Below are 25,276 nucleotides of genomic sequence, written 5' to 3'. Positions count from 1 at the left end.
GGGCGGTTATTCGAGCCTGACTTAGGAGGATACACAATGTCTGTGACTTATTCAGAATCGAACGCCATCGACCGCCCTGTGACTGAAGAGGTCTTCGTTCCGAGCTATGCGCGGGGCTCGCGCAAGAAGAAGTCGGTGAAGACCTGGATGATCCTGGCCCCGGTCGGTGCCGTGGCCCTGCTGGGCGGCGGCGCGCTTCTGATGATGTCGGGTGGCAGCTCGAGTGCGCCCCTTGAAGAGCCGGCGACCTTGTCGGCCCCGGCGTCCGCGCCGGTCGCCGCGCCTCTGGAAAGCTCGACGCTTCCGTCCAATGCGGCGATCGAGTCTCCCGTGATCGCGCCGTCGGTTCCGGCTCCCGTGGCGCGTGAGGCTCCCCCGGCACCGCCGCCGGCCGTCCGCGCCCGTCAGGTCCAGCCGGCCGCCAGCGTGGAGGCCGCGCCCGTGGTGCGCGAGCAGGCTCCCGCTGTCTCGACGGGCCCGACGCCATACACGCCGGCTCCTGCCAGCGCGCCCGTGACGCCGCCGGCTCCGGCCATTCCGGTCGCCCCGCTCAGCTAGGCGTCATGTCGTCATCGAAGGGGCCCCCGGTTTCCACCGGGGGCTTCTTCATGCGTGGCGTCAGGCGGCGGGGGAGACCCGCCAGATCACATTGCCCACGTCGTCGGCGACCAGCAGGGCCCCCTGACGGTCGGTCTGGACGCCGACCGGACGACCCATCGCCTCGCCCTTGTCGTTGAGGAACCCGGTCAGGAAATCCATCGGCGCGCCGGCGGGGACGCCGTTGCTGAAGGGTACGAAGATGACCTTGTACCCGGACTTGGGCTCGCGGTTCCACGACCCGTGCTGGCCGACGAAGGCCCCGTGGCGGAAGGTCGCCGGGAACAGGGTGCTTTCGTAGAAGGTCAGGCCCAGCGACGCCGTGTGGGCCCCCAGGGCATAGTCGGGCGCGATGGCCGAGGCGACCCTGGCCGGGTCCTGGGGCTGGACGCGCGTGTCCACGTGCTGGCCGTAGTAGCTGTAGGGCCAGCCGTAGAAGGCCCCGGGCGTGACCGACGTCATGTAGTCGGGCACCAGGTCGTTGCCCAGTTCGTCCCGCTCGTTGACCGCGACCCAGAGCTTCCGGCTGTCCGGCTGCCAGGCCATGCCGACCGGGTTGCGCAGGCCGGAGGCGTAGAGGCGCGACTGGCCGGTGGCGATGTCGATCTCGTGGATGGCGGCGCGACCGACCTCTTCCTCCATGCCGTTCTCGCCGATGTTGGAGTTCGATCCGACCCCGACATACAGATTCGTGCCGTCGGCCGAGGCCACCAGCGACTTCGTCCAGTGGTGGTTCCGCTGCGCGGGCAGGTCGGCCAGCTTCGTCGGCGCCGCGGTGATCGACGTCTGTCCCGTCTGGTAGGGGAAGCCGACGACGGCATCCGCATTGGCCACGAACAGGCGGTCGCCGACCAGGGCCATGCCGAAGGGCGAGGTCAGGTCGGTCAGGAAGTCGGTCTTCACCTCCGCCACCCCGTCGCCGTCGGTATCGCGCAGCAGGACGATCTTGTCGGGGCTTTCGACGCCGGCGCCGGCGCGCTTCATGACCAGGCCCATGACCCAGCCGCGGATCCCGCCCTTCTTGTCCTCGGGCTTGGGCGGGGCGTTGGACTCGGCGACCAGGATGTCGCCGTTGGGCAGGCGATACAGCCAGCGGGGATGATCCAGACCAGACGCGAAGGCCTGGACCCGGAAGCCCTGCGCCGGGGTCGGCATCACGCCCTCGGGCCAGCCGACCTTGGGCGCGATATTGACCGTGGGGGCCAGCAGATTGCGGTGCGGCTCCGCCATCTGGGGGTTGGGCCCATAGGTCGCGCCGGGTGCCAGCAGGGGGGGAGCGGCACAGGCCGAAAGGCCCGCCACGAGGGCCATGGCCGCAGCGGACGCGGCAAGGGTGGAGCGAGCGACCATGACGGTGTCCTTGTCGATCAGGCGGTCGGAGGGAATTCGAGCCGGCTGGTATCATAGCCCAGCGCCTCGGCGCGGGCGACGAGCTGGGCCAGCTCGTCAGGACTTGGGACCTCGCGGGTGTAGATCCAGAGCTTGTCGAAGGTCGGATCCGCCGAGATGAACCAGGTGTAGTCGTCGTCGTGGTCGAGGATCCAGTACTCCCAGGTCACGAAGCCGGCGAAGTAGCGGGCGCGGAACTTGGCGTTGGTGCCGGGATCCAGAATGGTGGCGTCGGCACCGATGGCCTTTTCCTTGCCGGTCGGCGTGCCCGACTGGCAGGTGTCGCGCAGCGCGAGCGTGGTGGGCGAGCGCAGCTCATAGGACGACGCCCCGGCGACGCAGCCGTCGGTCAGACGCATGGGCAGGCGGCCGATCTCGAGCCAGCGGCCCGAGTACAGGCGCTCGGCGTCGACCGCGCGGGCGGGCTGCGGGGCGCGGACCTGCTCAGGCCGGATCGCCGTCGCACAGGCCGCCAGTCCGACGACGGCGACCGTCGCCAGGGCGATCGAGAGGTATTTTTTGCGCGACATGGTGTGGGCTCCGGACGGGACAGGAAGCTCGAAGATACGACGCGGGTTCCCCGAATGGACGCGGCGAAAGCGCACGGCGCGTCAGCGGGGTTTCAGATCGCGCGGCGCGCGGATGCGACGGTACCGGGCCTCGACGAAGGCATAGGCCCCGAAGGCGATCATGCCGACGCCCGTGGCCCCCAGCATCCATCCGCCGCCGGGCTGGTTCTGAAGCGCCGCCAGCGAGCTGCCGAAGGTCTCGACCTCGGACGCCTGGGCCCGCCAGCCCGCCAGGGTGACGAACAGGGCCAGCGGCAGATAGGCGAGGCCGCGCGCCGCATAGCCGACGCGCGCCAGGGGCAGGACCCAGCGACAGACGGTCTTCGAACAGGACAGGGTGGCGGCGAAGTCGTTGACGACGCCCATGACGATATTGCCGATCCCGACGCCGGCGATCCCCAGACCGACGGCCATCAGAAGAGCCCCGCCAGAGGGCAGGTCCAGCAGCAAGGCCGCTTTCTGCTGGTTTTCGGCCATGTCTTCGGGCCTCATGGCCGGTCCGACCTCGTCCAGCAGCTCGAACACCCCCGAGGCCAGGACAGCGTAGAACAGCCCGCTGAAGCCTTGGCTGATCCGCACCGTCCAGCCCTTCAGGTCCGAGCCCTCGCGATCGGCGTCGAACACCGCCTGCAGCACGCGCCAGCCGACGAAGCCCCACAGGCCGACGCCCAGCACGACCAGCCAGACCCGCCCCAGAGGCTGCTGGGCCAGGACATACAGCAGGCCCTGTTGATCGACGGCCTGGCCGCGCATGCCGATGGCGGTCGCCAGGATCAGCAGGCCGACCGAGACATAGACGACCCCGTTGGCCGCGAACCCGATGCGGGACATGGTCTCCAGCCCATCGTGAACCGGCGTCTTCCGGCGGCCGATTCCGAGGCCCGCGAGAGCGCCGGTAAGGGCCGGACGCGGATCGAGGGACGACAGACCGAACGACCGATGGCGCATGGGAAATCCTGACAAGCCGGGCCGTTGAACGTCCGGGCCGGGGAAAAGGGTTCACGGTCGTCTTGAGCCTGTCGCGACATGGGCCATATTGCGAGAACGGCGCTTCGGCCGAACTCCCAGGACGCGCCGATGCCGCCCGCCTCACACCCCGCTTCCGCGCCCGTCGTCGACATCAGGGGTCTGACCAAGACCTATGCGTCCGGGCTGCAGGCCCTCAAGACCGTCGACCTGCAGATCGGCAAGGGCGAGATCTTCGCCCTGCTGGGTCCGAACGGCGCGGGCAAGACGACGCTGATCTCCATCGTCTGCGGGATCGTCACGCCGTCCACCGGCACCGTGCTCGCGGACGGCCACGACATCCAGACCGACTATCGCAATGCCCGGATGAAGATCGGCCTGGTGCCCCAGGAGCTGACCACCGACGCCTTCGAGACCGTGCTGGCCACCGTCACCTTCAGCCGCGGCCTGTTCGGCAAGGCCCCCAACCCGGCCTTCATCGAGAAGACCCTTCGCGCCCTCAGCCTGTGGGACAAGAAGGACAACAAGATCATGACCCTGTCCGGGGGCATGAAGCGCCGGGTCATGATCGCCAAGGCGCTGAGCCACGAGCCCGACATCCTGTTCCTGGACGAGCCCACGGCCGGCGTGGACGTCGAGCTGCGGCGCGACATGTGGAACCTGGTGCGCGAGCTGCGCGAGGGCGGCGTCACCATCATCCTGACCACCCACTATATCGAGGAGGCCGAGGAGATGGCCGACCGGGTGGGGGTGATCCTGAAGGGGGAGCTGATCCTGGTCGAGGACAAGTCCGAGCTGATGAAGAAGCTGGGCAAGAAGACCCTGACCCTGAACCTGCAGGACCCCCTGGCCACCATCCCGCCGGCCCTGGCCCAGTGGGACCTGACGCTGAAGGCGGACGGCAACGAGCTGGCCTACGAGTTCGATTCCAACGCCGAGCACACCGGCGTGCCGTCGCTGCTTCGGGCCCTGTCGGATCAGGGCATCGCCTTCAAGGACCTGAACACCCGCCAGAGCTCGCTGGAGGACATCTTCGTCAGCCTGGTGCACCGCGAACCGGCTGAGGACATTCGCGCAGGAGCCGCCACATGACGTTCAACGGATACGGCGTCTGGGCGATCTATCGCTTCGAGATGGCCCGCGCGCTGCGCACCGTCTGGCAGTCGATCGTCACCCCGGTGATCACGACCGCGCTCTATTTCGTGGTGTTCGGCTCGGCCATCGGGTCGCGCATGACCGAGATCGACGGCGTGCCCTACGGGGCCTTCATCGTGCCCGGCCTGATCATGCTGAGCCTCTTCACCCAGTCGATCTTCAATGCCAGCTTCGGCATCTATTTCCCGAAATTCACCGGCACCATCTACGAGATCCTGTCGGCCCCCGTGTCGTCGCTGGAGATCGTCATCGCCTATGTCGGGGCGGCGGCGACCAAGTCGGCGGTGCTGGGTCTGATCATCCTGGCCACGGCGGCCCTGTTCGTGCCGCTGCAGATCCTGCACCCGGTCTGGATGCTGACCTTCCTGATCCTGACGGCGACGACCTTCAGCCTGTTCGGCTTCATCATCGGCATCTGGGCCAACGGGTTCGAGCAGCTGCAGATGATCCCGATGCTGGTGGTGACGCCCCTGACCTTCCTGGGCGGATCCTTCTATTCGATCGACATGCTGCCGCCCGCGTGGCGAACCGTCACCTTGTTCAACCCGGTCGTCTATCTGATCAGTGGCTTTCGATGGAGCTTCTACGGCTCGGGCGACGTTGGGATCGTCTGGAGCGTTCTGGCCACCTTCGGCTTCCTGATCGTCTGTCTCGGCATCGTCTTCTGGATGTTCAGGACCGGCTATCGCCTCAAATCATGATGGAGTTTTCGACATGACAACCGCGACCTGGAACGGCGTCGAAATCGCCCGGTCCGACGACACGGTGGTGGTCGAGGGCAACCACTATTTCCCGCGCGACGCGGTCAATCCCGAGGTGCTGAAGCCCTCGACGACCAGCTCGGTCTGTCCGTGGAAGGGCACGGCGTCCTACCATTCGGTGGTCGTCGACGGGAAGGAGAACACCGACGCGGCCTGGTTCTACTCCGATCCGAAATCGGCGGCGGCCGAGATCAAGGACCGCATCGCCTTCTGGAAGGGCGTCGAGGTTCGCTGATCCGTCATTGGACCGCCACATCCTGACCTTCTAAGACGGGCCATGGTCGATACGCCTTCCCCCAAGCCCGAATCCGGTGCCGCCCCAGCCTCGGGGCCCGAGCCCTTCAAGCGGGGCCAGATCACCTGGTCGCGGCCGCCTCAGCAGGTGTTCCGCGTCGGCCCGCCGCCCGTCGGGCAGGGACCGGCTCCGGCGCCCGCCGGCGGCCGGATCGCGGGGCAGGCCCAGGGTCGTCCCGCCGGGGGCGGGATTCTCAGCGGGTCGATGATTCCAAGAGCGGCCCCGGCTGCAGCACCGGCACCGGCCGCTTCTCCGGCTCCGTCACAGCCCACGCCACCCCAGGCCGCTCCAGCGACCGCGCCGGTGGCGGCCCCCGCCCGCCCTCCGATCGAGCCTTCGGTCCCGGTCGAACCCCGGCGCGAGCCGGTCATCGCGGCACCGGAGCCTGCGGGACCCGCGCGGGCCCTGAGGCCGCCGGTCGTCGCGGCCGCGGCCGTGCCGGAGCCCATCGTCCCGTCGTACGCGGCTTCTCGACGCCGGACGGGTGTGCCCACGGCGGTCTGGATCGGCGGCGCTGCGGTGGCGGTGGTGCTGGCGGGCGCGGCCTGGTGGGTCCTGAAGCCGGACTCGAGCGTGCCGGCGCCGGTCGACGCGACGACAACGCCGGTCGAGGCACCGGGGGCTGCGGTGCCGATCGTGCCGGTCGAGGCCGTGCCCGTGACGGACGCCGCGGCCGATGTCACGGAAACCGGTGCTGAGGCTGAGGCTGAGGCTGCGCCGGCGGCCGGGCGTCCCGCCGCATCGTCCGCATCAACGCCCTCGTCGACGACGGCGCCGTCCAGAACCGCGCCGACGTCTGTCGCGCCGCCCCTGACCCCGCGTCTGAACACCGAGGCCAACGTGCCGCGCATCGAGACCGCACCCCTGGTCGTCGCCCCCGCCGCGCCGCCCCCGACGGCGGCGGAAGCGCCGGCGACCGATCCGGACGCGCCGATCCAGACCCGGCCCCAGCCCCTGAACTAGGGGGTCAGCGCTCGGTCCCGCGATACGGCAGGTAGCCGCGCTCGACCATCCGGCGCAGGCCCTCGTAGGCCTCCGACAGCTCGTCATAGGCGGCGCGCATGCCGGCCAGGCGCTGGGCGTCCTGGGCGGTGATGGCCACGCCGCCCTCGGTCAGCTTCAGGGCTTCGGCGATCCAGCGGGCGCGGGCGGTGGCGGCCGCGACCGCCAGCCGCTGGAAGGCCGCCGGTTCGGTATGATGGGTGCCCAGCCCCAGAACCTGCGGGATCACCTCGCGGTTCGAGACGAAGGCGGTGTAGTCGATCTGTTCCAGGTGGCCGCGCAGGCGGCGCTGCTCGTGGGGATCGTTGTCGCTGGGTTCGAAATGGTCCCGGCGGCTGCGGTAGCTTGCGGTCATCATGCTGGACATCGCGGTCTCCCTGGGCGTCAGGGTGCGCCTTGCAGGTTAACGGCCCCTTGCAGCGGTGCCGCGCGTCCATCCGCGCTGGTCCAGCCCGGCGGCAGGGGCTCGGCCCATCCGTCGACCACCCCCGCCCCGTCCCCGGGCGTGAAATAGCCGGCCGCCGACCGGAAGCCGAAGATCCACCAGATCTCCAGCATATAGCCGTGGGCGCGGCGGGCGTCGGCCTCGGTGCGCTTCGACACGGCCGCGACGGCCAGGCCGAGGCGTCCGGCCAGGTCCGAGGCCTCGAGGGGTCCGTCGGGCTCCGACAGGATGTCGTCCAGCAGGTCGTCGATCACCGCCGACAGCCGGGCGCGGGTTTTGGGGCCTTTCGGGCCGGGGTAGTCGCCTTCGGGCGCGAACTTGGCCTCGACCCGCAAGGCCTGCAGGTGCCCCCGGATGTCGGGGGACAGCCTCGCCGTCTCCTCGTACAGCGGGACGGGCGTCGGCTTGATCAGTCGCCAGGCCATCCCGCCGACGGCGACCAGTCCGAGGACGACCATGGCGATGATGCGGGCGTAGTGGGGCATGGGCCCAGTCTAGGCCGCGCGGGCCCATTCGGCGAGGACACCGGCATCGGCCTCGCCGGCCTGTCCGGACAGCCGTAGGTCAGCGAAGGCGCGTTCGTCCAGCAGGCGCGACAGCGCCCAGACGGCCGCTCCCCGGACCAGCGGTGACGCGTCGGCCGTCAGACGCGATGCCACCGCGACCAAGGCCGCATCCCCGCTGTTGCCGATGGCATAGAGGACGTTGCGCACGAACCGGTCCCGACCGATCCGCTTGATCGGACTTTTCGAGAACAGGGCGCGGAACGCGGGGTCGTCGAGCGCGGCGAGGTCCTCAAGGCGCGGGCTGATCGAGGCCTCGCGCGCCGCCAGCCGGGCCTCGCGCCCGCCCTGGGCGAACTTGTTCCACGGGCAGACGGCCAGGCAGTCGTCGCAGCCATAGATGCGCGCGCCGGTCAGGGCGCGGAACTCCACCGGCCACGGTCCCGCATGTTCGATGGTCAGGTAGGACAGGCAGCGGCGCGCATCCAGCTGGAAGGGCCCGGGAAAGGCGTTCGTCGGACAGGCCGTGAGGCAGGCGGTGCAGGATCCGCAATGCTCGGCCTCGGCCGCGTCGGGTTCGATCTCCGCGGCCGTCAGGATGACGCCCAGGAACAGCCAGTTGCCGTGCTCGCGGCTGAGCAGGTTGGTGTGCTTGCCCTGCCAGCCGAGGCCCGCGCGCTGGGCGAGGGGTTTTTCCATCAGGGGGGCGGTATCGACGAAGACCTTCACCTCGGCCCCCAGTCTGGCCGCCACCTGACCGGCGAGCGTCTTCAGCCGCCCCTTGATGACCTCGTGATAGTCGTCGCCGCGCGCATAGACCGAGATGTAGCCGGCGCTACGGTCCGACATCTCCGGCAAAGGGTCGGCGTCGGGGCCATAGTTCATGCCCAGCACGATGGCGGTCCGGGCGTCGGGCCACATCGCCGTCGGGTGGGCGCGGCGCTCCAGCGTCGTCTCCATCCAGCCCATGTCGCCGTGCCGTCCCGCCGCGACGAAATGGGCCAGCCGCTCGCCGGCGGTCCATGGCTCGGACGCCGAGGCGAACCGGCACACCGAAAAGCCGAGCCCAGCGGCCTGGACGCGGAGGATGTCGCGGGGGTCGGACATGGGGGGAGCCTATAGCCTCTCCCTCCCCCTCGGGGGAGGGTGGTCGCGAAGCGACCGGGTGGGGGCGACAAGGCAAGGCCGCACGGTGTGTCGCCTGGCCGTCCCCACCCGGTCTACGCTGCGCTCCGACCATCCTCCCGGCCGGGGAGGGAAAACAGCGCGTTGCGCTCAGAAATCCAGGTCGGCGTAGTGCGGGGCCGGGGCCAGGCCCTGGAAGCGGTCGGCCAGCAGCGGGCGGAAGCAGGGGCGGGACTTGATGCGCATGTACCAGGTCTTCAGACCCGGCCAGGACGCCCAGGCGATCTCGCCGAAATAGTCGAGCGTGGACAGATGGGCGGCGGCGACGATGTCGGCCTGCGACAGGCGACGGCCAGCCAGCCAGTCGCGCTGGGCCAGCAGGGCCTCGAACACCCCCAGATGATGCTTCAGCGCCTCGCGGCCCTCGCGCAGCATCCGGGCTTCCGGCGGGCCGAGACGCAGCAGCGGCTTCTCCATCCGCTCGTGAAGCAGGACGGCGTTGACCTCGTCGGTGAAGCGGCGGTCGAACCAGCCGGTCAGGCGACGCACCTCGGCCCGTTCCGCAGCGTCCGACGGCATCAGCAGCGGCGTCTTCTGGGCGTCCTCGATCCAGCCGAGGATGGCGGGTGCCTCGCACAGGGTCAGGGCGGGCGGTCCCTCGACCTGCAGGACGGGCGGCATGCCGGAGGGGTTCAGGTCGCCGACAGGGCAGTCGGCCTCCCACGGGCGGACCAGCACCTCGGTCCAGTCGATGCGCGCCTCGCCCAGCGCCAGGCGTGCGGCGCGTGAGCCGGGATCGAAGGGAAAATGAAACAGGACGCTCGCCGACATGGGCCTGACCTGCACCGCGCCCCGTTAAATCCGCGTTTACGCTGTCGTCACGCCCAGGGCGAAACCGGCACCGCGGGCCGGGCCCCGCGCGGGTCGGCGTGGATGAGGACCTCGGCGTCGGGGAAGGCGGCGATGATGCGACGCTCGGCCTCCACCACGATCGTGTGCGACGCCTCGAACGACAGGGCCGGGTCCAGATCGATGTGCATCTGGGCCAGCAGGCGGGTCCCGGACATGCGGGTCCGGAGCTGGTGCACCCCCTCCACGCGGGGATCGGCGAGGACGGCGGTCGTCAGGGCGATCCGGTCGGCGTCCGGGACCTCGCGGTCCAGCAGCTGGTTGCCGGCCTCCCGGAGCACGCCCAGAGCCCCCCAGAACAGCCAGACGGCGACGACCAGACCCGCGGCGGCGTCCAGACCCGGGGCCCCCAGATACGCCCCGGACACCACGCCGATCAGGACGACGACGCTGGAGGCCAGATCGGCGGCGTAGTGGGCACGATCGGCCGAGACGGCCATCGACCCCGAGGCCTTCAGCGCCCGGGTCTGGAGCCAGACCAGACCGCCGGTCAGGACGATCGAGATCAGCACGACGCCCACCGCCCACGACCCGCCCGAGACGGGATAGGGATCGAAGATGCGCATCAGCGCCTCCCAGCCGATGAAGGCGGCCGAGGCGAACACCAGGCCGGCCTGCACCAGCGCGGCCATGGCCTCGGCCTTTCCGTGCCCGTGGCGATGGGTGGCGTCGTGCGGTCGCGCGGCCCAGCGCACGGCATAGAAGGTGGCCAGCGACGCGATCAGGTCCAGCCCCGAATCCGCCAGGGAGGCCAGGATCGACACCGATCCCGAAGCGCCGAGGGCGAACGCCTTCAGGCCGATCAGGACGACCGCCACCCCGACGGAAACGGCCGTGATCTGACGGGTCGTGAGGACGGCGAGGGGCGGGCGGGCGACGGGGGAGGTCATCGGCGGTCTTGTCGCCTATCGCCTGCCGGTTGCCAAGGACGCGGGTGGTCGCGGACCCGTGTTAGCAGACCGGTCATGAAACCGCCCCATGGTGCGGATGAAACTGGTTAATCGGCGGGGACGATTGCGATGGCGCCAGGGGCAGGCGAGCGGATCGACGAGGCGGCGGATCGCTGGATCCCCCGGGCCGAGGTCCTGTCGCTGCTGGGGGTCAAGACCCAGACCCTCTACGCCTATGTCAGCCGCGGGCGGATCACCGCCCGGCCCGATCCGAGCGACCCCCGCCGCAGCCTGTACGCCGCCTCGGACGTCGCGCGGCTGAAGGGCACCTCGGGCGGCGAGGTCGCGGGCCAGGTCCTGCCGTTCGAACCGGCCGTGAAGGGCGAGGCGGTGGTGCAGTCCTCCGTCAGCCTGGCGACCGATGGCCGGATCTATTACCGCGGCCGCGATGCCGCCGAATGGGCCCAGTCCGCGACGGTCGAGGAGACCGCCCGCCTGTTGTGGGGCTGCGGCGACCACAATCCCTTCGCGGGCCTGGGGGTGCGCGTGGACGGTGCCGGCGGGGCCTCGCCCCGGGCGCGCCTGTTCTCGGCCCTGTCGCGTCGCGCCGAGGAAGATCCGCCGTCGCAGGGGCGCGACGCCGCCAGCCTGCAACGCGATGCGGCCACCGCGCTGAACGAGGTGATCGACGCCATGTCGGGGCCGGGCCCGCGCCTGTTCTTCCATCAGCGCCTCGCCCGGGGCTGGAAGATGCTGGAACGCGACAGCGTGCACCTGAGGCGGGCCCTGGTGCTGGCCGCCGATCACGACCTGAACCCGGCCGTGCTGGCCACCCGCGCGGCGGCATCAGGCGGCGCGTCTCCGGCCGGGGCCGCCATGGCCGGCCTGGTCGCCCTGTCCGGTTCGCCCATGGCGCAGACGCTGAAGGCCGCCATCGCCTATGTCGTCGAGGCCCGCCGGGACCCGGCCGGAGCCGCGCGACGGCACATGGACTCGACGGGCGGGGTTCCGGGTTTCGGCAGCGAGAGCTTTCCTCACGGCGATCCGCGGGCCGAGGCCCTGCTGGCGCTGGTCGACCTTCCGGCGGATCTGCTCGCGATCCTGCGCGAAGGCGAGGCGGCCAGCGGGTCGCGGGCCGGGTTCGCGGTCGCCCTGGCGGTGCTGGCGCGGCGGCTGGACCTGCCGCGCGACGGGGCGCTCGACGTGCTTCTGGTGGGGCGGCTGACCGGGCTGATGGCCCATGCGCTGGACCAGATCACAGACGGCTCGCTTATCCGCGCCCGCCTGCGCTATGTGGGGCCGAGACCGGGAGCAGAGTGATCCCGGCGCGACTTCGGGGATTCCATGTCTGACTGGCTGGCGGCGATCATCCTCGGACTCGTCGAGGGGCTGACCGAGTTCATCCCGGTCTCGTCCACGGGCCACCTCTTGCTGCTCGGCCACTTCATGGGGTTCGAGAGCGAGGGCAAGACCTTCGAGATCGTCATCCAGCTGGGGGCCATCCTGGCCATCATCAGCGTCTATTTCCAGCGCCTGTGGGCCCTGGCCACGCGCTGGCCGCACGATCCCCAGGCGCGCCATTTCATCATCGGCGTGGTGATCGCCTTCCTGCCGGCCGCCTTCGCCGGGGTGTTCATGTACGACATCATCAAGGAGATCTTCTTCGAGACCCCCGTGATCATCTGCATCGCCCTGATCGTCGGGGGCGTGCTGCTGCTGGCGCTGGACCGGATGAAGCGGGTCCCGAAATATCTCGACGTCAACACTTACCCCTTCCGTGTCTATGGCCTGATCGGCCTGTTCCAGTGCCTGGCCCTTCTGCCCGGCGTGTCGCGTTCCGGGGCGACGGTGGCGGGCGGCCTGCTGCTGGGGACCGACAAGCGGTCGGCGGCGGAGTTCACCTTCTTTCTGGCCCTGCCGACAATGGGCGGGGCCGTGGCCTATGACCTGTTCAAGAGCCGGAACGACCTGGATTTCACGGACGTCGGCCTGATCGCCGTCGGTTTCATCACGGCTTTCCTGACCGCGCTCGTTGTGGTGCGGCTTCTGCTGGATTTCATTTCCAGGCACGGCTTCGCCCCCTTCGCCTGGTGGCGGATCGCGGTCGGGACCCTGGGGCTGGCGCTGATCTGGGGCGGTGTCGGCGGCTGACTTGTCAGGGCCCCGGTTTCGAGGGACGTTCGGCGACATGACCGAACATCCCGCGCCCGGTGAACGCTACGCCTCGTTCGAGGCCTTCTATCCCTATTACATCCACGAGCATTCCAACCGGACCTGCCGGCGGATCCACGTCGTGGGGTCGGCGCTGGTGATCGTGGCGGCGGTGCTGGGTCTGTTCGTCAACGCCTGGTGGTTCCTGGCCATGCCGCTGATCGGCTACGGCTTCGCCTGGGTCGGGCATTTCTTCTTCGAGAAGAACCGTCCCGCGACCTTCCAGTATCCGCTGTGGAGCCTGATGGGCGACTGGCGGATGTTCTTCGAAACGGTCAGCGGCAAGCGCAGGTTCTGAAGACCGGCGATCACTGTTCCGTCAGTCGACTTGCCGTAGCCGCGCGCGCATGATCCCGGCGGGGGCGTCGGGAACACTTCGATGATCGGACATATCAAGCGACGGCTGGGGCAGTACGGCGCGGCCTGGGTGGGCGCGTTTCTTCTGGCCGGACTGGCCATCCTGATCGGGGCGGCGTTCGACGACCTGATCGTCACGACCGACCGGGTGCTGCCGGTGATGCTGGCCCTGAGCGTGCTCGCGCTCGGTGTCGGCGTGATCGCGACCCTGGTCTCCACGGAGACGGTCGGCACCAAGCTGGTCATCGTGGCCCTGGCCCTGGTGCTGGTCCTGCCGCTGATGTGGGCGCCGGTCGCGGCGGCGGTCGTCATCGCCTTCTTCGCCGATCGGTCGATCGAGTATTCGCAGGTCTATGCCGGCTTCCAGATCGGCGTCAGCGAACTGCTGTATCCGCTGGACGAATGGGTCCGGTCCGGGGCCGTGTTCGGCAGCGTGTGGACGCTGTTCCAGGGCGTGGCCAGCGTGGTGGGTTTCATCTCGGCCCTGTCCAACATCTGGCCCCTGCTGCGTCGCGCCTTCGGCGCCGAACCGGCGACGGCCCTCTAGTCGCCCGTGCGGGTCAGGCGGGTTTGGTTGCGGAAGCGCCAGGCGGTGTCGTCGGAGCCCACGGGGCGGACCTCCTTGATCTCGAGCAGGCTGTCACCGTCGCGGGTCTCGGTGACGCGGATGTCGGCCGGCCGGTCGTCGTCCTCGCCGGTCCGCGCATAGACCAGCGTCCAGTGAGTGGCGTCGGCAAAGGCCGTGACCCGGACAGTGTCGGTCGACAGTTCGGGCGCGTTTCCGGCGCGAAAGCTGGCGGCGGTCGAGGTGCCGGCGGCCAGGTCGTCGAGGCTGACGGTGGTGATCCAGACCGGCTTGTCGGGACCGTCGTCGAACAGGGACTGGCGGACCTGGGTCGCGCCGTCGCCGGGCGTCGTGATGGTGGTGGTGACCGGGATCTCGAACATCCGGTCGCTCTGGTAGTCGCGGTAGCCGAGCGCGCCCGACCACTGGCCGACGAGTCCGAGGCGGAGCTGGGTGGCGGTCGGCTGGCTCTGGGCCAGGGCGGCGCAGGGCGTCAGGATCAGCAGGGTCAGGACGGCGGCGATCAGACGAAGGGTCATGGCGGGGCTCCGGGTCAGGCGGACAGGATGCGGGCGGTGGCGGCCGCCATCTGGGGATCGGCGCCGGCGGCGATGTCGGCGGCGGTGGTCGGGACGTGCAGGTCGGGCTCGATCCCGGCGTCGGGCTGGGGCACCTCAGGGAAGCTGGCGATCAGCGGCAGGTCGACCTCGATGCGGGAGGCCGGCAGCCGCAGGAAGCAGAAGGCCCCGCCGTTGATGCCGCGCCGGTTGCCGCCGGTCGGGGTGCCGATCAGGGTCGCGGTCCGGCTTTCCTGCACCGACTGGGCGAAGCTGAAGGTGGCCGAGGAGTTGGAGGCATCGCACAGCACCGCGACCGGCCCGGTGAAGCGGCGACCCGCAGGCCGGATGAGCGTCGCCGCCTCGCCGTCGTCATAGCGGGTCAGGCGATAGAAGCCGGGGCGCTCCGTGTCGGCCACGGCCTGGTCGCCCCAGTCGAGGAAGGACCGGTCCCAGGTGTTGAGGTACGGATCCAGGGCCTCCGGCGCGCGGCGATAGCGGACGAAGCGCTGGCTGCGGGACGGGGCGAAATCGCGATCGACCAGCCGCGTCAGGATGACGTCGCCGCAGTCCTCGCCGCCCTCGTTGCCGCGCAGGTCGACGATCAGCCCTCTGGCCCCGTCACCGGTCAGGTCGTCCATCACGCCGCCCAGCCAGGTCCGCCAGTCGAAGGTCGAGTTGTAGAGCGCCCAGCCCGGCATGGTCAGCCGGGCGACGCCATCCGCGCCCTTGTCCAGCGTCCAGGGGTTGGCGTCGCCGGTCGGCTGGACGGCGGACGGGGATTTCGCCTGACGCTCGGCGAGGGTCAGCAGGGCGGCCGTGACGGTACGGCCGTCAGCCAGGGTGAAGCTGGCGCGGTCGACCAGCCCCGGCAGGACCAGCGGCAGGTGGATGTCGGCGGTCTCGTAGGCGTCGTCGCCGCGCACCGCCATCAGGCTGATCCGCTTGGCGTCGTTGTGACCGTCGGCGCGGGCCAGGGGGATCAGGCGGGACAGGATGTCGGGCGTCGCCACCCCGTCGATGGCGGCGATGCCGGTCCCGCGCGGAAACAGGCCTTCCGCCGACTGATCCACCGTCACCACCATCCGGCCGTCGATCCAGACATAGCGGAATGGAAGCAGTTCGCGGCCGGGGTACAGGCGATCGCGCACGGCCGCGCCGCCGTTGTAGGGGCTGGGATAGGTATGACCGCACCGTACCGAGGCGGTCACGCGGGTCAGGGCCAGGAAGCGGTCGCGGAAGGAGCCCGGAGCCTTCCAGGCGGCGGAGAGGCCTTCGAGGCGTGCGGCGATCTCGTCGGGGCTGCTGTAGCGATACAGGCCCGGGTGCATCGCCTGCCAGGCCTGGCGCAGGATCTCGATATCGCCGGACCAGTCCTCGGACACCGATTGGCGCGCGTAGGCCGGGGTGGCGGCCGAGAGCGCAAGGCCCCCGGAAATCTGCAGCAGGCGACGACGGGACAGCATGGGGAACTCCGCGGGGATGACGTACACAACATCGCCCGGCTCACCCGGCGGCGCGCCTCATTTCCGGCCCGGGTGGGGGAAAATCATGATGTGAGACGTGGCGGCGATAGCGCGAGGGGGCGACGCCGAAGCGGGCCTGGAAGGCGCGGTTGAAACTGGCCTTGGAGCTGAAGCCGGCGTCGAAGGCCAGGGTCAGAAGGTCCCCCGTCGAACCGCCGTCCAGCGCGGACGCGACCGCCTCGGCCCGGACGCCGTTGATCCAGGCCGAGAAGTTGACGCCGAGGCCCAGGTTGATGGCCCGCGACAGCCGCCCGGTATTGGTGGCCAGCCGCCGCGCGAGGACCGGCAGGCTGAGGTCCGGCTCGCTGGCCCAGCCGGCCTCGCGCAGGCGGGTGTCGAAACCGGTGGCGACGGCCCTCCAATCGGGGGCGACGGGCGGCTCGGCGGGGACGGGGTCAGGGGGCGCCGCCTCGGGCACGGGAAACCGCAGGGTGGCGTGCCGCCAGCCCTCGATCCCCAGATAGAGGCCGATGGCGACGAGGGCCAGGTAGAGGCCGGTCTCCTGGAAGAAGTCGATTCCGCCGCTGAGCCAGTCCCACAGGGTGAAGGCGGCATACACGGCCAGCACGGCGACGAGGGCGACGATGACGCGCGTCAGCCATCCGGTGGCGAACCGGTCGTCGTCGCTGCGCGCCTCGGCCAGGTCGCGCCGGTAGGCGGCGAGAAGGCGCAGGCATGACGCGGCATAGAGGCCCAGCGACACCAGCAGGGCCAGGTCGAAGGCCGGGCCGACGAGGTGCCGGTGGCCGCCGGTGTACCAGTCCCACTTGGCGTCCGGCGGCAGGGCGAAACAGACGACGAAATAGCCGAACTGGATCAGGGGCGGCCCCAGATGCAGGCCGAACCGGTCCGGCCGTCGTCCGCGCACCAGGGCGTGGGTATAGGCGTACAGCAGGGGCGGCAGGGCCAGGGGGATGGCGAGCGGCGCAAAGGTCAGCCCGCGCCAGGCGTCATAGGCGCCCGCGTAGCCGAGGGTATAGGGGGCCACGACCCCGACCAGCACGATCAGAAAGGCCGTCAGCAGCCGATTGGCGCGGGCATTGGGGGACTGGGTCGCGATGGCCGCCGCGAGCAGGAGAAGCTGCAGGCTCGTGGATCCCAGGATCGCGACCCGCCAACCGAGGTAGAGCGCGGGCTCGCTCATTCAGGCGAAGCCGTCATCGATTGGCGGGATCGCGGAAGGCCCACAGGCTGATGGCGAAGACGGCGACGGCGTCGCGATCGGGCGACCCGGCCGGTGGCAGGTAGAAGGTCGGTCGCATGCCGTTCAGGTCCACGCCGCCTACCTCGACCCCGTCGCGCGAGATGACGTAGCCCATGACCCGTCCGCCGCCGAACGGCAGGCCGCCGATGCGGCGGGTCTCGGTGCGGTATTCGACGCCCTGCCAGGTCAGGCTGCCGGCCCGCTGCGGTTGCTGCAGGCGGGCCATGATCGAGCCCCGGGCCAAGGCCAGGCCCATGCCGGCGTCGGCCGGCGCCACGCCGCCGTATTCGCAGTCGTAGCTCAGGGCTTCGCGGTCGAAGGTGATGCCCAGGATGTTGCGGTGACCCTGGCCGCCGCCGCAGTTGCCGGTGACCTCGCCCGCCGGGGTGACGATCGACAGGTCCGCCGAGGCGAAGTCGCGCGATTGCCAGGGCAGGCTGACCGCGGAATCCCTCAGGCTGGCCCACCCGGTGTATTCGCCGATGGCGAAGCCGGGCCGGAAGAGGCTGGGGCCGCGCCGTCCGGACAGACCGATGCGCTCGGTGCGGTCGCGGAAGGGGACGGCGGCGTCCTGGGCCGCTGCGGCGAGCGGCTGGACCAGGCTGAAGACGATCGCGCAGGCCGCGATTCCGCGAGAGAGGGCAGGCGACATGGGAGCCTCCGGACGGTCAGGCGATCAAGCTAGACCATTCGGGCGTCCGCTTGAAGCCGGATCAGTTGGAGGCGGTGTTCCAGGCGGGCGGGCAACCGTCGAAACGGCCGGCGTTGGTGATGGTCAGGCGCTGCTGGTTGAAGCGCATCACCGGCTGCATCGAGCCGCGGCCGTTGCCGGTATAGAGGTCGACGCGCTGGCCGCGGATCGCGCCGCCGGTGTCGGAGGCATACCAGTAGCCGTCGTGGATCGTCCCATCGGGCAGCCGCATGCCGACGGTCTCGCGGATAAACAGCTTGGTCCGGCGCGGGATCACGCGGGGATCGGTGGCCAGGGTGCGCATCGGCACCGGGCGGCAGCCCAGCGAATCGTTGCCGGTCGCTCCACCCCCACCGGCATGATAGAGGCTGGCGCGGGCGTTCCAGTCGGGATCCCGGGCCATCAGATCGGCCTGCTCGGCGCTCAGATCGGCCAGATCGGTGGTCGCTGCCTCGACGGAACCGTTCGCGTTTTCAGGGCTTTCCATCACGACCGGATCGGCAGCCACGGCTGCTTCATAGGTGATCGGATCGGCAGGCGGGAAGGCTGCGGCCCAGAGCATGGCGAACGCCGCGAGGGTGTTGAACACAGATCGAACTCGTCGTGACGCCGGTCCCCAGACTGTACCGACAGGGCGGCGTGTCGACGTGTTCCGTGTCCAAAATGTGGCAACGCCCCCCGCTGCGACCCCCTGTCCACCGTTGTGGATGGATCAGTCAATCGTTGCCTGAGATAAGCGGAACCGGGGTTGGGCAACGCATTCAAACGCGATAGCAGTATTGGCCGATCAGAAATCCTTTGCTGGGGTCCGATGCTTACTGTTCATGGAGATATTCGCTCGGGCAACTGCTTGAAGGTCAAGTGGATGCTGGACGCGCTCGGCCGTGATTATCAGTGGGTCGAGGTGGACATCATGTCGGGTGGCAGCCGCACGGCGGAATTTCTCCTTTTGAATCCGTTCGGTCAGGTGCCGGCCCTGGTGCTGGAGGACGGTCGGGTCGTGACCCAGTCGAACGCCATCCTGCTGCATCTGGCGGATCGGACAGAATGGATCCCGTCCGACGGATATGAGCGGGCAAAGATGTTCGAATGGCTGTTCTGGGAGCAGTACAGCCATGAGCCCTATGTGGCCGTGGCGCGGTTCCAGCGGGTCTATGCGGGCAGGGCGGCGGACGCGGTCGAGCCCCGGCTGATGGAGCGGGGTTACGTCGCCCTGAGGCATATGGAGCAGGCGCTGACGACCTCGGCCTGGCTGGCGGGCGGGCAGGCACCGACCCTCGCCGACCTCGCCCTCGTCGCCTACACCCGCGTCGCCCACGAGGGCGGGTTCGACCTGGCCGCCTGTCCGAACGTCCGCGACTGGATCGGACGCACGGAAGCGGCGGTCGGCATCGTGTGATCCTTCTCCCGCAAGGGGAGAAGGATCCAGGGTGACTACTGCGCTTCCGGCCGTCCGCCCTCGGCCCAGGTCGGCGTGAAATCGCCCTCGGCCAGTTCCGACAGGGGCTCGACCAGTGACTGGATCGCGGCGGTCATGAAGTCGAAATTGATGTTGGCGATCGTGTCTTCGGGCGTGTGGTAGGTCGGAATGGTCGCCCAGCCCGAGATGGTGTGGGCGACGATGCCGCGCTGGGCGAGGGCGTAGTTGTCCGAGCGCTGGAAGAAGTTCTGCTCCGGATAGGGATCGGGCCCGATCAGGGCCCCGCGCGCCTTCAGCTCCGGCCCGAAGTTCGAGCGTTCGAAGCCCGTCATCATCATCACGCCGGCCGGCAGCTGCGGATCCTGGTCGGCGATCATCTCGATCTCGAGATTGGCCTTCAGGCGTTCCAGCGGCACGGGCGGGTGGTTCACGAAATAGCGCGAGCCCAGCAGGCCGGCCTCCTCGGATCCATAGGCCACGAACATCACGTTCATCCGGTGCGGCCCGGTGCCCGACAGGGCGCGCGCCAGCTCGATCACGGCGACCGTGCCGGACGCGTCGTCGTTGGCCCCGTGCATGACCACGCCGTCCGACCGCACGCCGATGTGGTCCAGGTGGGCCGAGACCATCAGCACCGGGCCGTCGGGCTCGGTGCCGGCCAGCCAGCCGATGGCGTTGGTCGTGATGCCCTCCTCGACCGTCGTGACGCCGGGGTCGTAGGCGGCGGCCCCGCCGGCGGCCTTCAGCCGGTCGTACACCTCCGGCGCGACGACCAGCACCACCGGACCGCCGCGGGCGGGGGTCTCGGAGAGGCGGATGGAGGTGTCGCGGGTGCCGCGCCCGGCGGTCGCCTGGGCCAGAGCCTCGGTGCGACGCATCAGGATGAGCTTCGCTCCGCTGCCCATGGCGGCCCCGAACAGGGCGCGGACGCCGGGACCCTCGGGCGGTGCCAGCATCAGGGTCTCTGCGCCCGAGGGCAGGGCGGCGGGATCCTCGGCCACGGTGATGGTCCCCGACGCGGCCGTCAGGCCCCCGGTCAGGATGGCGAAATCGGCGCCCTGGTTCAGCACCGTGCCGCCGACCGTCACGGTCGCCGCGCCCGACGGGGTGGTCTTGGTGACCGGTGCGCGCTGCAGATAGCCGTCCATGCCGGGCACGGGTGTCAGGCCGGCAAGGCGGAACTGGGCGGCGACATAGGCGGCGGCGATGGCCTCGTCGCGGGTCGCGCTGCCGCGGCCCTGAAGCTCGTCGCCGGCTAGGAAGTTCATGTGGGCCTCGACCGCATTGCGCTCGATGGTGGTGGTCTGCTGCGCCAGGACGGGGCCCGCCAGCAGGGCGATCATCGAGACGGCGGCGAGGGACAGGCGCTTCATGGCGGTCTCCATGTGGATCAGGCCGACAGCGGTAGGGCGGGGGTCCGCCCCCGGTCAAATGAATCCTCGTTTAGTCTGGACGCCCGCGCCGCGCGGTTCTAACCGGCCTTTCGAACCCCCGGACCGGAGCCCCCCATGAAACGCCTCGCCCTCGTCGCCTCGGTCATGGTGCTGGCCGGCGCCGCCGCCCTGGGATCCGCGACCGCCGTGGACGCCTGGGGCTCGACCGGCCACCGGACCATCGGCGTCGCCGCCGTCCGCGCCCTGCCCGACGAACTGCCCGCCTTCCTGCGCACGCCGGGCGCGGCCGCCGAGATCGGCGAGCTGTCGCGCGAACCCGACCGGACCAAGGGCGCGGGCCAGCCGCATGACCGCGAGCGCGACACCGCGCACTTCGTCGATCTGGACGACGACGGCCATGTGATGAACGCCTCGGGCCCGACCCTGTCGCAGCTTCCCGAGCTGAAGAGCCAGTATGACGCCCAGCTGGCGGCGGCGGGCATCGCGGTCAACGACGCGGGCTATCTGCCCTATGCGATCATGGACGGCTTCCAGCAGCTGGCCCGCGACTTCGCCACCTGGCGGGTGCTGAACGCCGCCGAGGCCCGCGAGGCCGATCCGGCCAAACGCGCCTGGTACCGAGAGGACCGGCTGCGGCGCGAGGCCCTGATCCTGCGCGACATGGGCTATCTGTCCCACTACGTCGGCGACGGGTCGCAGCCGCATCACATGTCGATCCACTACAACGGCTGGGGCGACTATCCGAACCCGGAAGGCTTCACCAACGCGCGCAGCACGCACGGCGCGTTCGAGGGAGCCTTCATCCGTCGCAACCTTCGTCTGGATGCGGTCGAGGCCGCGATGCCGGCGGCGAACCTCGACGGCTTCGACCTGCGGGCGCGGGTGGCGGCCTATCTGAACGGGACCCTGTCGCAGGTCATTCCCTTCTACCGGCTGGAGAAGACCGGGGCCTTCGCGGCGGATGCGGCGGGCGAGGTGCTGGCCCCCGGCGTGGCCTTCGCCGATGCCCGGATCGCCGCGGGCGCGGCCGAGCTGCGCGACCTGACCATCCTGGCCTGGCGCGACGCGGGCACCCAGTCGATCGGCTGGCCCGCGGTCAAGGTCGCCGACGTCGAGGCGGGCACGGCCGACCCGTGGCTGGCCATGATCGGCGAGGACTAGGCGCGCCTTGGCCGACCTGACGCCCCCCGTCGTCATCCTCGACCGGTCGCAGATGGCCGAGAACATCGGCGCGGTGGCGCGGGTGATGGCGAACTTCGGCCTCGACCGGCTGCGGCTGGTCAGCCCGCGCGACGGCTGGCCCCAGGACCGGGCCTGGCCCTTGGCCTCGGGCGCCGACTGGGTGCTGGACGGGGTCCAGGTGTTCGACAGCGTCGCCGCCGCCACCGCCGACCTGACCACGGTCTTCGCCACCACCGCCCGCCCACGCGAGACCCGCCAGCCCGTCCGCACCCCGCGCGACGCCTCGCGCGTCCTCTATGACGACGCCGCCTCCGGTCTGGGCGTCGGCCTTCTGTTCGGCAGCGAAAGGGCCGGGCTGGAAACGTCGGACATCGCCCTGTGCCAGGGCATCGTCACCATCCCCATCGACCCCCGCCACCAGAGCCTGAACCTGGCCCAGGCCGTGGCCATCAACGCCTACGAATGGCGGACCCTGGTGCTGGACGCCCCGCCGCCCAACTTCCGCGAGGGCGAGCCGCCGGCATCGGGCGCGCTCGCCGTCGGCATGTACGAACATCTGGAGCGCGAGCTGGACGCCGCCGGCTTCTTCCATCCGCCCGAGAAGTTCCGCTCCATGAGCCAGAACCTGCGCGTCATGCTGGGCCGCGCCGCTTTCACCGAGCAGGAGGTCGCGACCTTTCGCGGGGTGATTCACGCGCTGTCGAAGGGTAGGGGACGGGTGCTGGAGCGGCTGGCGAAAGAACGCGCACCGCCGTCTGCCACGACCGATTCTGACGTGGATGCGGGTTAAAGAGGGACAAGCGTCTGCACTGTCGTTGAGGCGAACAGGTCGGACGGGTCGGACGGGTCGGACGGTGTTTTTTGCAGACCGCTTTGTGATATCGCCGGGCCACCGGCCAGATTTTGAGGAACGACCATGAAAACCCGCGCCGCCGTCGCCTTCGAGGCCAAACGCCCTCTCGAGATCGTCGAGGTCGATCTGGAGGGCCCGCGCGCCGGCGAGGTCCTGGTCGAGATCAAGGCCACCGGCATCTGCCACACCGACGCCTATACGCTGGACGGGCTGGACTCCGAGGGCATCTTCCCCAGCATCCTGGGCCACGAAGGCGCGGGCGTGGTGGTCGAGATCGGGGCAGGCGTGACCAGCGTCGCGGTCGGCGATCACGTCATCCCGCTGTACACGCCGGAATGCCGCCAGTGTAAGTCCTGCCTCAGCCGCAAGACCAACCTGTGCACCGCCATCCGCGCCACCCAGGGCAAGGGGATGATGCCCGACGGCACCAGCCGCTTCAGCTACAAGGGCCAGGCGATCGCCCACTACATGGGCTGCTCGACCTTCTCGAACTACACGGTCCTGCCCGAGATCGCCCTGGCCAAGATCCGCAAGGACGCGCCGTTCGAGAGCGCCTGCTACGTCGGCTGCGGCGTCACCACCGGCGTCGGCGCGGTGGTGAACACGGCGAAAGTCGAGCCGGGGGCCAATGCCGTGGTCTTCGGCCTGGGCGGCATCGGGCTGAACGTCATCCAGGGGCTGAAAATGGTCGGGGCCGACATGATCGTCGGCGTCGACCTGAACCCGGCGAAAGAGGAATGGGGCCGCCGCTTCGGCATGACCCATTTCGTCAATCCCAAGGACGTCTCCGACGTCGTCGCCCATCTGGTCGAGCTGACCGGCGGCGGGGCCGACTACACCTTCGACTGCACCGGCAACACCACCGTCATGCGCCAGGCGCTCGAGGCCTGCCACCGCGGCTGGGGCGAGAGCATCGTCATCGGCGTGGCCGAGGCCGGCAAGGAGATCTCGACCCGCCCGTTTCAGTTGGTCACCGGCCGGGTCTGGAAGGGCTCGGCCTTCGGCGGCGCGCGCGGCCGGACCGACACCCCGCGCATCGTCGACTGGTACATGGACGGCAAGATCGAGATCGACCCCATGATCACCCACACCCTGCCGCTGGAGCGCATCAACGAGGCCTTCGACCTGATGCATGCGGGCGAGAGCATCCGCTCGGTCGTCGTCTTCTAGAAGCGTTGCAATAAGAAACGGACCTGGCTAGCGTCGCCAGACCAGAGGAGGAGACCGCCATGTTCACCCACGTGACCGTCGGAGCCAACGACATCGAGGCTTCGCGGAAATTCTACGACGCCGCCCTGGGGGCGCTCGGGATCGACGCCGGCGCCGGCCCCGACGCCAAGGGCCGCTACTGGTGGCGCACGCGCATGGGGGCCTTCGCCATCGGCGCGCCGATCGACGGTGAGCCCGCCTGCCACGCGAACGGCGGAACGATCGGCTTCGCCGCGAAGGACGCCGACGCGGTCAAGGCCTTCCACGACGCGGGCGTCGCGGCCGGCGGCACGGCCATCGAGGATCCGCCCGGACCGCGCGAGGGGCCGTTCGGCACCCTGAACCTGGCCTATCTGCGTGATCCGTCGGGCAACAAGGTCTGCGCGCTGCACCGGGTGGGGTGATGGAGGTCCTGAAGACCCACGCCGTCCACGGCGGCACGCTGCGCTATCTGAAGCACGACAGCGCCGCCACCGGCACGCCCATGACCCTTTCGGTCTTCGTGCCGGCGGGGGAGGGGCCTTTCCCGGTGCTGATCTGGCTGTCGGGCCTGACCTGCACCGAGGACAATTTCACCACCAAGGCGGGGGCCTACCGGGCCGCCGCCGAGCATGGCGTGATCATCGTCGCCCCCGACACCTCGCCGCGCGGCGAGGGCGTGGCCGACGACCCGGCCTATGATCTGGGCCAGGGCGCGGGCTTCTATATCGATGCGACGGAGGTCCCCTGGGCCCCGCATTTCCGCATGGAGACCTATGTCGCTGAGGACCTGATCGCCCTCGTCGACGCGGAATTCCCGACGACCGGCCGGCGGGGCATCAGCGGGCACTCCATGGGCGGCCACGGGGCGCTGACCCTGGCGCTGCGCCATCCGGACCTGTTCGCCTCGGTCTCGGCCTTCGCGCCCATCTGCTCGCCGACGCGATGCGCCTGGGGCGAGAAGGCCTTCACGGCCTATCTGGGTGACGACCGGGCGACATGGGACGCCCACGACGCCGCGCGCCTGATCGAGGGGGGGGCCGCCAGGGGCCGTTTCGACGACGTCCTGATCGACCAGGGCGATGCCGACAGCTTCCTGCTCGAGCAGCTGAAGCCCGAACTGCTGCAGGCGGCGGCCGATGCGGCGGGCCAGACGGTGACGATCCGGATGCAGCCGGGCTACGACCATTCCTACTTCTTCATGGCCAGTTTCATCGCCGACCATGTGGCCTTCCACGCCGAACGGCTTAAGGCCTGAGCCATGACCGATCTGACCGAAACCCCCGCCCCCGACCACGAGCCGATGTTCGGGGCCCTGTGCACCGAACTGGGCATCTGCCTGCATGCCAAGGGCCAGGCGAAGGTGGTGGCCGCCCTGCCGTCCGGGCTGGACGCGGCGGTCAAGGCCGTCTTCGCCGCGGAGGGCATCGATTTCCTCAACGCACCGGGCAGCCTGAAACGCGATGTGCGCGACTGCCTGAAGGCCCATGTGCCTGCGGCATGAACGAAATCGGCCGCGAAC

General features: G+C 69.9%; 30 protein-coding genes. 16 read left to right on the top strand and 14 right to left on the bottom strand.

Going from position 1 to position 25,276, the window contains the following annotated elements; genetic code table 11:
- Positions 1-36: 36 nt before the first annotated feature.
- Positions 37-558 (top strand): hypothetical protein, encoded by a 522-nt coding sequence (locus tag BRESU_RS16995; protein ID WP_013270560.1) that lies wholly within the window; start codon positions 37-39, stop codon positions 556-558.
- Between the two features lie 60 nt (positions 559-618).
- Here BRESU_RS16995 and BRESU_RS15750 read toward each other — a convergent pair whose 3' ends face one another.
- The 3 genes from BRESU_RS15750 to BRESU_RS15740 all read right to left on the bottom strand — a co-directional run bounded on the left by BRESU_RS15750 (position 619) and on the right by BRESU_RS15740 (position 3,503).
- On the bottom strand, positions 619-1,947 hold the full coding sequence (locus tag BRESU_RS15750; protein ID WP_013270559.1) for a PQQ-dependent sugar dehydrogenase: 1,329 nt from the start codon (positions 1,945-1,947) through the stop codon (positions 619-621).
- A gap of 17 nt (positions 1,948-1,964) precedes the next feature.
- On the bottom strand, positions 1,965-2,516 hold the full coding sequence (locus BRESU_RS15745) for a lipocalin family protein (RefSeq protein ID WP_013270558.1): 552 nt from the start codon (positions 2,514-2,516) through the stop codon (positions 1,965-1,967).
- Positions 2,517-2,597: 81 nt separating this feature from the next.
- On the bottom strand, positions 2,598-3,503 hold the full coding sequence (locus tag BRESU_RS15740; protein WP_013270557.1) for a DUF1206 domain-containing protein: 906 nt from the start codon (positions 3,501-3,503) through the stop codon (positions 2,598-2,600).
- A gap of 129 nt (positions 3,504-3,632) precedes the next feature.
- Between BRESU_RS15740 and BRESU_RS15735 the strand changes: the two genes are divergently transcribed.
- Genes BRESU_RS15735 through BRESU_RS15720 form a run of 4 tightly spaced genes read left to right on the top strand, consistent with a single transcriptional unit; the run spans position 3,633 to position 6,695 of the window.
- The gene (locus tag BRESU_RS15735; protein ID WP_013270556.1) at positions 3,633-4,613 is read left to right on the top strand and encodes an ABC transporter ATP-binding protein; all 981 of its coding nucleotides are present in this window, start codon (positions 3,633-3,635) and stop codon (positions 4,611-4,613) included.
- A complete protein-coding gene (locus BRESU_RS15730) occupies positions 4,610-5,377 on the top strand; it encodes an ABC transporter permease (RefSeq protein WP_013270555.1) in 768 nt (255 codons plus the stop codon). The genes BRESU_RS15735 and BRESU_RS15730 overlap by 4 nt, the downstream gene beginning before the upstream one ends.
- 13 nt (positions 5,378-5,390) lie before the next feature.
- Positions 5,391-5,672, top strand: coding sequence for a DUF427 domain-containing protein (locus BRESU_RS15725; protein WP_013270554.1), 282 nt, complete (start codon positions 5,391-5,393; stop codon positions 5,670-5,672).
- Positions 5,673-5,714: 42 nt separating this feature from the next.
- Entirely contained in the window at positions 5,715-6,695 is a 981-nt protein-coding gene (locus BRESU_RS15720) for a hypothetical protein (RefSeq protein WP_156796194.1), read from the top strand.
- 4 nt (positions 6,696-6,699) lie between these two features.
- On the opposite strand, the gene BRESU_RS15715 is transcribed toward BRESU_RS15720, so the two are convergent.
- From BRESU_RS15715 to BRESU_RS15695, 5 genes are all read right to left on the bottom strand, one after another.
- The gene (locus BRESU_RS15715) at positions 6,700-7,101 is read right to left on the bottom strand and encodes a hypothetical protein (RefSeq protein ID WP_013270552.1); all 402 of its coding nucleotides are present in this window, start codon (positions 7,099-7,101) and stop codon (positions 6,700-6,702) included.
- A 17-nt stretch (positions 7,102-7,118) separates the two neighbouring features.
- Positions 7,119-7,664 carry a hypothetical protein gene (locus BRESU_RS15710; protein WP_013270551.1) on the bottom strand — a complete coding sequence of 182 codons (546 nt, stop codon included), beginning with the start codon at positions 7,662-7,664 and terminating at the stop codon, positions 7,119-7,121.
- A gap of 9 nt (positions 7,665-7,673) precedes the next feature.
- Entirely contained in the window at positions 7,674-8,789 is a 1,116-nt protein-coding gene (queG, locus tag BRESU_RS15705; RefSeq protein WP_013270550.1) for a tRNA epoxyqueuosine(34) reductase QueG, read from the bottom strand.
- A 168-nt stretch (positions 8,790-8,957) separates the two neighbouring features.
- A complete protein-coding gene (gene fzlA, locus BRESU_RS15700; RefSeq protein WP_013270549.1) occupies positions 8,958-9,638 on the bottom strand; it encodes an FtsZ-binding protein FzlA in 681 nt (226 codons plus the stop codon).
- Positions 9,639-9,685: 47 nt separating this feature from the next.
- The gene (locus BRESU_RS15695) at positions 9,686-10,606 is read right to left on the bottom strand and encodes a cation diffusion facilitator family transporter (protein ID WP_013270548.1); all 921 of its coding nucleotides are present in this window, start codon (positions 10,604-10,606) and stop codon (positions 9,686-9,688) included.
- Between the two features lie 129 nt (positions 10,607-10,735).
- Here BRESU_RS15695 and BRESU_RS15690 point away from each other — a divergent pair, with 129 nt between their 5' ends.
- The 4 genes from BRESU_RS15690 (at position 10,736) to BRESU_RS15675 (ending at position 13,721) form a co-directional block, all read left to right on the top strand.
- On the top strand, positions 10,736-11,926 hold the full coding sequence (locus tag BRESU_RS15690; RefSeq protein ID WP_013270547.1) for a citrate/2-methylcitrate synthase: 1,191 nt from the start codon (positions 10,736-10,738) through the stop codon (positions 11,924-11,926).
- Between the two features lie 24 nt (positions 11,927-11,950).
- Entirely contained in the window at positions 11,951-12,757 is an 807-nt protein-coding gene (locus tag BRESU_RS15685; RefSeq protein WP_013270546.1) for an undecaprenyl-diphosphate phosphatase, read from the top strand.
- A gap of 37 nt (positions 12,758-12,794) precedes the next feature.
- A complete protein-coding gene (locus BRESU_RS15680; protein ID WP_013270545.1) occupies positions 12,795-13,115 on the top strand; it encodes an Mpo1-like protein in 321 nt (106 codons plus the stop codon).
- An 81-nt stretch (positions 13,116-13,196) separates the two neighbouring features.
- The gene (locus BRESU_RS15675; protein ID WP_013270544.1) at positions 13,197-13,721 is read left to right on the top strand and encodes a hypothetical protein; all 525 of its coding nucleotides are present in this window, start codon (positions 13,197-13,199) and stop codon (positions 13,719-13,721) included.
- On the opposite strand, the gene BRESU_RS15670 is transcribed toward BRESU_RS15675, so the two are convergent.
- The 5 genes from BRESU_RS15670 to BRESU_RS15650 all read right to left on the bottom strand — a co-directional run bounded on the left by BRESU_RS15670 (position 13,718) and on the right by BRESU_RS15650 (position 18,306).
- Positions 13,718-14,278: a hypothetical protein gene (locus BRESU_RS15670; protein WP_013270543.1), complete on the bottom strand. Its 561-nt coding sequence runs from the start codon at positions 14,276-14,278 to the stop codon at positions 13,718-13,720. The two genes, BRESU_RS15675 and BRESU_RS15670, sit on opposite strands and share 4 nt — an antisense overlap.
- 14 nt (positions 14,279-14,292) lie before the next feature.
- A complete protein-coding gene (locus tag BRESU_RS15665) occupies positions 14,293-15,762 on the bottom strand; it encodes a S41 family peptidase (protein ID WP_013270542.1) in 1,470 nt (489 codons plus the stop codon).
- 40 nt (positions 15,763-15,802) lie between these two features.
- Positions 15,803-16,966, bottom strand: a complete 1,164-nt coding sequence (locus BRESU_RS15660; protein WP_013270541.1) for an AraC family transcriptional regulator — start codon at positions 16,964-16,966, stop codon at positions 15,803-15,805.
- Positions 16,967-16,979: 13 nt separating this feature from the next.
- A complete protein-coding gene (locus BRESU_RS15655; RefSeq protein ID WP_013270540.1) occupies positions 16,980-17,678 on the bottom strand; it encodes a hypothetical protein in 699 nt (232 codons plus the stop codon).
- A gap of 61 nt (positions 17,679-17,739) precedes the next feature.
- Entirely contained in the window at positions 17,740-18,306 is a 567-nt protein-coding gene (locus BRESU_RS15650) for a 3D domain-containing protein (protein ID WP_013270539.1), read from the bottom strand.
- Between the two features lie 261 nt (positions 18,307-18,567).
- On the opposite strand from BRESU_RS15650, the gene BRESU_RS15645 reads away from it, so the two are divergent.
- Positions 18,568-19,116, top strand: coding sequence for a glutathione S-transferase family protein (locus BRESU_RS15645; RefSeq protein ID WP_245528574.1), 549 nt, complete (start codon positions 18,568-18,570; stop codon positions 19,114-19,116).
- A gap of 35 nt (positions 19,117-19,151) precedes the next feature.
- Here the strand turns inward: BRESU_RS15645 and BRESU_RS15640 are convergent, their stop codons facing one another.
- A complete protein-coding gene (locus BRESU_RS15640) occupies positions 19,152-20,510 on the bottom strand; it encodes a M28 family metallopeptidase (RefSeq protein ID WP_013270537.1) in 1,359 nt (452 codons plus the stop codon).
- Between the two features lie 135 nt (positions 20,511-20,645).
- On the opposite strand from BRESU_RS15640, the gene BRESU_RS15635 reads away from it, so the two are divergent.
- The 6 genes from BRESU_RS15635 to BRESU_RS15610 all read left to right on the top strand — a co-directional run bounded on the left by BRESU_RS15635 (position 20,646) and on the right by BRESU_RS15610 (position 25,258).
- Complete coding sequence (locus tag BRESU_RS15635; protein WP_013270536.1) at positions 20,646-21,692, top strand: zinc dependent phospholipase C family protein; 1,047 nt, start codon at positions 20,646-20,648, stop codon at positions 21,690-21,692.
- Positions 21,693-21,699: 7 nt separating this feature from the next.
- Entirely contained in the window at positions 21,700-22,503 is an 804-nt protein-coding gene (locus BRESU_RS15630) for an RNA methyltransferase (RefSeq protein ID WP_013270535.1), read from the top strand.
- Between the two features lie 126 nt (positions 22,504-22,629).
- Positions 22,630-23,736 carry an S-(hydroxymethyl)glutathione dehydrogenase/class III alcohol dehydrogenase gene (locus BRESU_RS15625; protein ID WP_013270534.1) on the top strand — a complete coding sequence of 369 codons (1,107 nt, stop codon included), beginning with the start codon at positions 22,630-22,632 and terminating at the stop codon, positions 23,734-23,736.
- A gap of 59 nt (positions 23,737-23,795) precedes the next feature.
- Positions 23,796-24,179, top strand: coding sequence for a VOC family protein (locus BRESU_RS15620; RefSeq protein ID WP_013270533.1), 384 nt, complete (start codon positions 23,796-23,798; stop codon positions 24,177-24,179).
- The gene (gene fghA, locus BRESU_RS15615) at positions 24,179-25,012 is read left to right on the top strand and encodes an S-formylglutathione hydrolase (RefSeq protein ID WP_013270532.1); all 834 of its coding nucleotides are present in this window, start codon (positions 24,179-24,181) and stop codon (positions 25,010-25,012) included. Before BRESU_RS15620 ends, fghA begins: the two co-directional genes overlap by 1 nt.
- A gap of 3 nt (positions 25,013-25,015) precedes the next feature.
- Positions 25,016-25,258 (top strand): hypothetical protein, encoded by a 243-nt coding sequence (locus BRESU_RS15610; RefSeq protein ID WP_013270531.1) that lies wholly within the window; start codon positions 25,016-25,018, stop codon positions 25,256-25,258.
- Positions 25,259-25,276 lie beyond the last annotated feature (18 nt).

Source organism: Brevundimonas subvibrioides ATCC 15264 (assembly GCF_000144605.1).
Classification (GTDB): Bacteria; Pseudomonadota; Alphaproteobacteria; order Caulobacterales; family Caulobacteraceae; genus Brevundimonas; species Brevundimonas subvibrioides.
The sequence above is the reverse complement of the archived record's forward strand: the minus strand, read 5'-3'. Positions and strand labels throughout refer to the sequence as shown.

What these genes read in the sequence shown, in the direction of transcription:
- BRESU_RS15610 (WP_013270531.1), top strand. Translation starts at nt 25,016, where the DNA reads ATGACCGATCTGACCGAAACCCCCGCCCCCGACCACGAGCCGATGTTC.
- BRESU_RS15640 (WP_013270537.1), bottom strand. Translation starts at nt 20,510, where the DNA reads ATGAAGCGCCTGTCCCTCGCCGCCGTCTCGATGATCGCCCTGCTGGCG.
- BRESU_RS15655 (WP_013270540.1), bottom strand. Translation starts at nt 17,678, where the DNA reads ATGTCGCCTGCCCTCTCTCGCGGAATCGCGGCCTGCGCGATCGTCTTC.
- BRESU_RS15730 (WP_013270555.1), top strand. Translation starts at nt 4,610, where the DNA reads ATGACGTTCAACGGATACGGCGTCTGGGCGATCTATCGCTTCGAGATG.
- BRESU_RS15740 (WP_013270557.1), bottom strand. Translation starts at nt 3,503, where the DNA reads ATGCGCCATCGGTCGTTCGGTCTGTCGTCCCTCGATCCGCGTCCGGCC.
- BRESU_RS16995 (WP_013270560.1), top strand. Translation starts at nt 37, where the DNA reads ATGTCTGTGACTTATTCAGAATCGAACGCCATCGACCGCCCTGTGACT.
- BRESU_RS15750 (WP_013270559.1), bottom strand. Translation starts at nt 1,947, where the DNA reads ATGGTCGCTCGCTCCACCCTTGCCGCGTCCGCTGCGGCCATGGCCCTC.
- BRESU_RS15665 (WP_013270542.1), bottom strand. Translation starts at nt 15,762, where the DNA reads ATGCTGTCCCGTCGTCGCCTGCTGCAGATTTCCGGGGGCCTTGCGCTC.
- BRESU_RS15725 (WP_013270554.1), top strand. Translation starts at nt 5,391, where the DNA reads ATGACAACCGCGACCTGGAACGGCGTCGAAATCGCCCGGTCCGACGAC.
- BRESU_RS15685 (WP_013270546.1), top strand. Translation starts at nt 11,951, where the DNA reads ATGTCTGACTGGCTGGCGGCGATCATCCTCGGACTCGTCGAGGGGCTG.
- fzlA (WP_013270549.1), bottom strand. Translation starts at nt 9,638, where the DNA reads ATGTCGGCGAGCGTCCTGTTTCATTTTCCCTTCGATCCCGGCTCACGC.
- BRESU_RS15670 (WP_013270543.1), bottom strand. Translation starts at nt 14,278, where the DNA reads ATGACCCTTCGTCTGATCGCCGCCGTCCTGACCCTGCTGATCCTGACG.
- fghA (WP_013270532.1), top strand. Translation starts at nt 24,179, where the DNA reads ATGGAGGTCCTGAAGACCCACGCCGTCCACGGCGGCACGCTGCGCTAT.
- BRESU_RS15635 (WP_013270536.1), top strand. Translation starts at nt 20,646, where the DNA reads ATGAAACGCCTCGCCCTCGTCGCCTCGGTCATGGTGCTGGCCGGCGCC.
- BRESU_RS15715 (WP_013270552.1), bottom strand. Translation starts at nt 7,101, where the DNA reads ATGTCCAGCATGATGACCGCAAGCTACCGCAGCCGCCGGGACCATTTC.
- BRESU_RS15660 (WP_013270541.1), bottom strand. Translation starts at nt 16,966, where the DNA reads ATGAGCGAGCCCGCGCTCTACCTCGGTTGGCGGGTCGCGATCCTGGGA.
- BRESU_RS15735 (WP_013270556.1), top strand. Translation starts at nt 3,633, where the DNA reads ATGCCGCCCGCCTCACACCCCGCTTCCGCGCCCGTCGTCGACATCAGG.
- BRESU_RS15625 (WP_013270534.1), top strand. Translation starts at nt 22,630, where the DNA reads ATGAAAACCCGCGCCGCCGTCGCCTTCGAGGCCAAACGCCCTCTCGAG.
- BRESU_RS15680 (WP_013270545.1), top strand. Translation starts at nt 12,795, where the DNA reads ATGACCGAACATCCCGCGCCCGGTGAACGCTACGCCTCGTTCGAGGCC.
- BRESU_RS15675 (WP_013270544.1), top strand. Translation starts at nt 13,197, where the DNA reads ATGATCGGACATATCAAGCGACGGCTGGGGCAGTACGGCGCGGCCTGG.
- queG (WP_013270550.1), bottom strand. Translation starts at nt 8,789, where the DNA reads ATGTCCGACCCCCGCGACATCCTCCGCGTCCAGGCCGCTGGGCTCGGC.
- BRESU_RS15690 (WP_013270547.1), top strand. Translation starts at nt 10,736, where the DNA reads ATGGCGCCAGGGGCAGGCGAGCGGATCGACGAGGCGGCGGATCGCTGG.
- BRESU_RS15720 (WP_156796194.1), top strand. Translation starts at nt 5,715, where the DNA reads ATGGTCGATACGCCTTCCCCCAAGCCCGAATCCGGTGCCGCCCCAGCC.
- BRESU_RS15620 (WP_013270533.1), top strand. Translation starts at nt 23,796, where the DNA reads ATGTTCACCCACGTGACCGTCGGAGCCAACGACATCGAGGCTTCGCGG.
- BRESU_RS15695 (WP_013270548.1), bottom strand. Translation starts at nt 10,606, where the DNA reads ATGACCTCCCCCGTCGCCCGCCCGCCCCTCGCCGTCCTCACGACCCGT.
- BRESU_RS15710 (WP_013270551.1), bottom strand. Translation starts at nt 7,664, where the DNA reads ATGCCCCACTACGCCCGCATCATCGCCATGGTCGTCCTCGGACTGGTC.
- BRESU_RS15745 (WP_013270558.1), bottom strand. Translation starts at nt 2,516, where the DNA reads ATGTCGCGCAAAAAATACCTCTCGATCGCCCTGGCGACGGTCGCCGTC.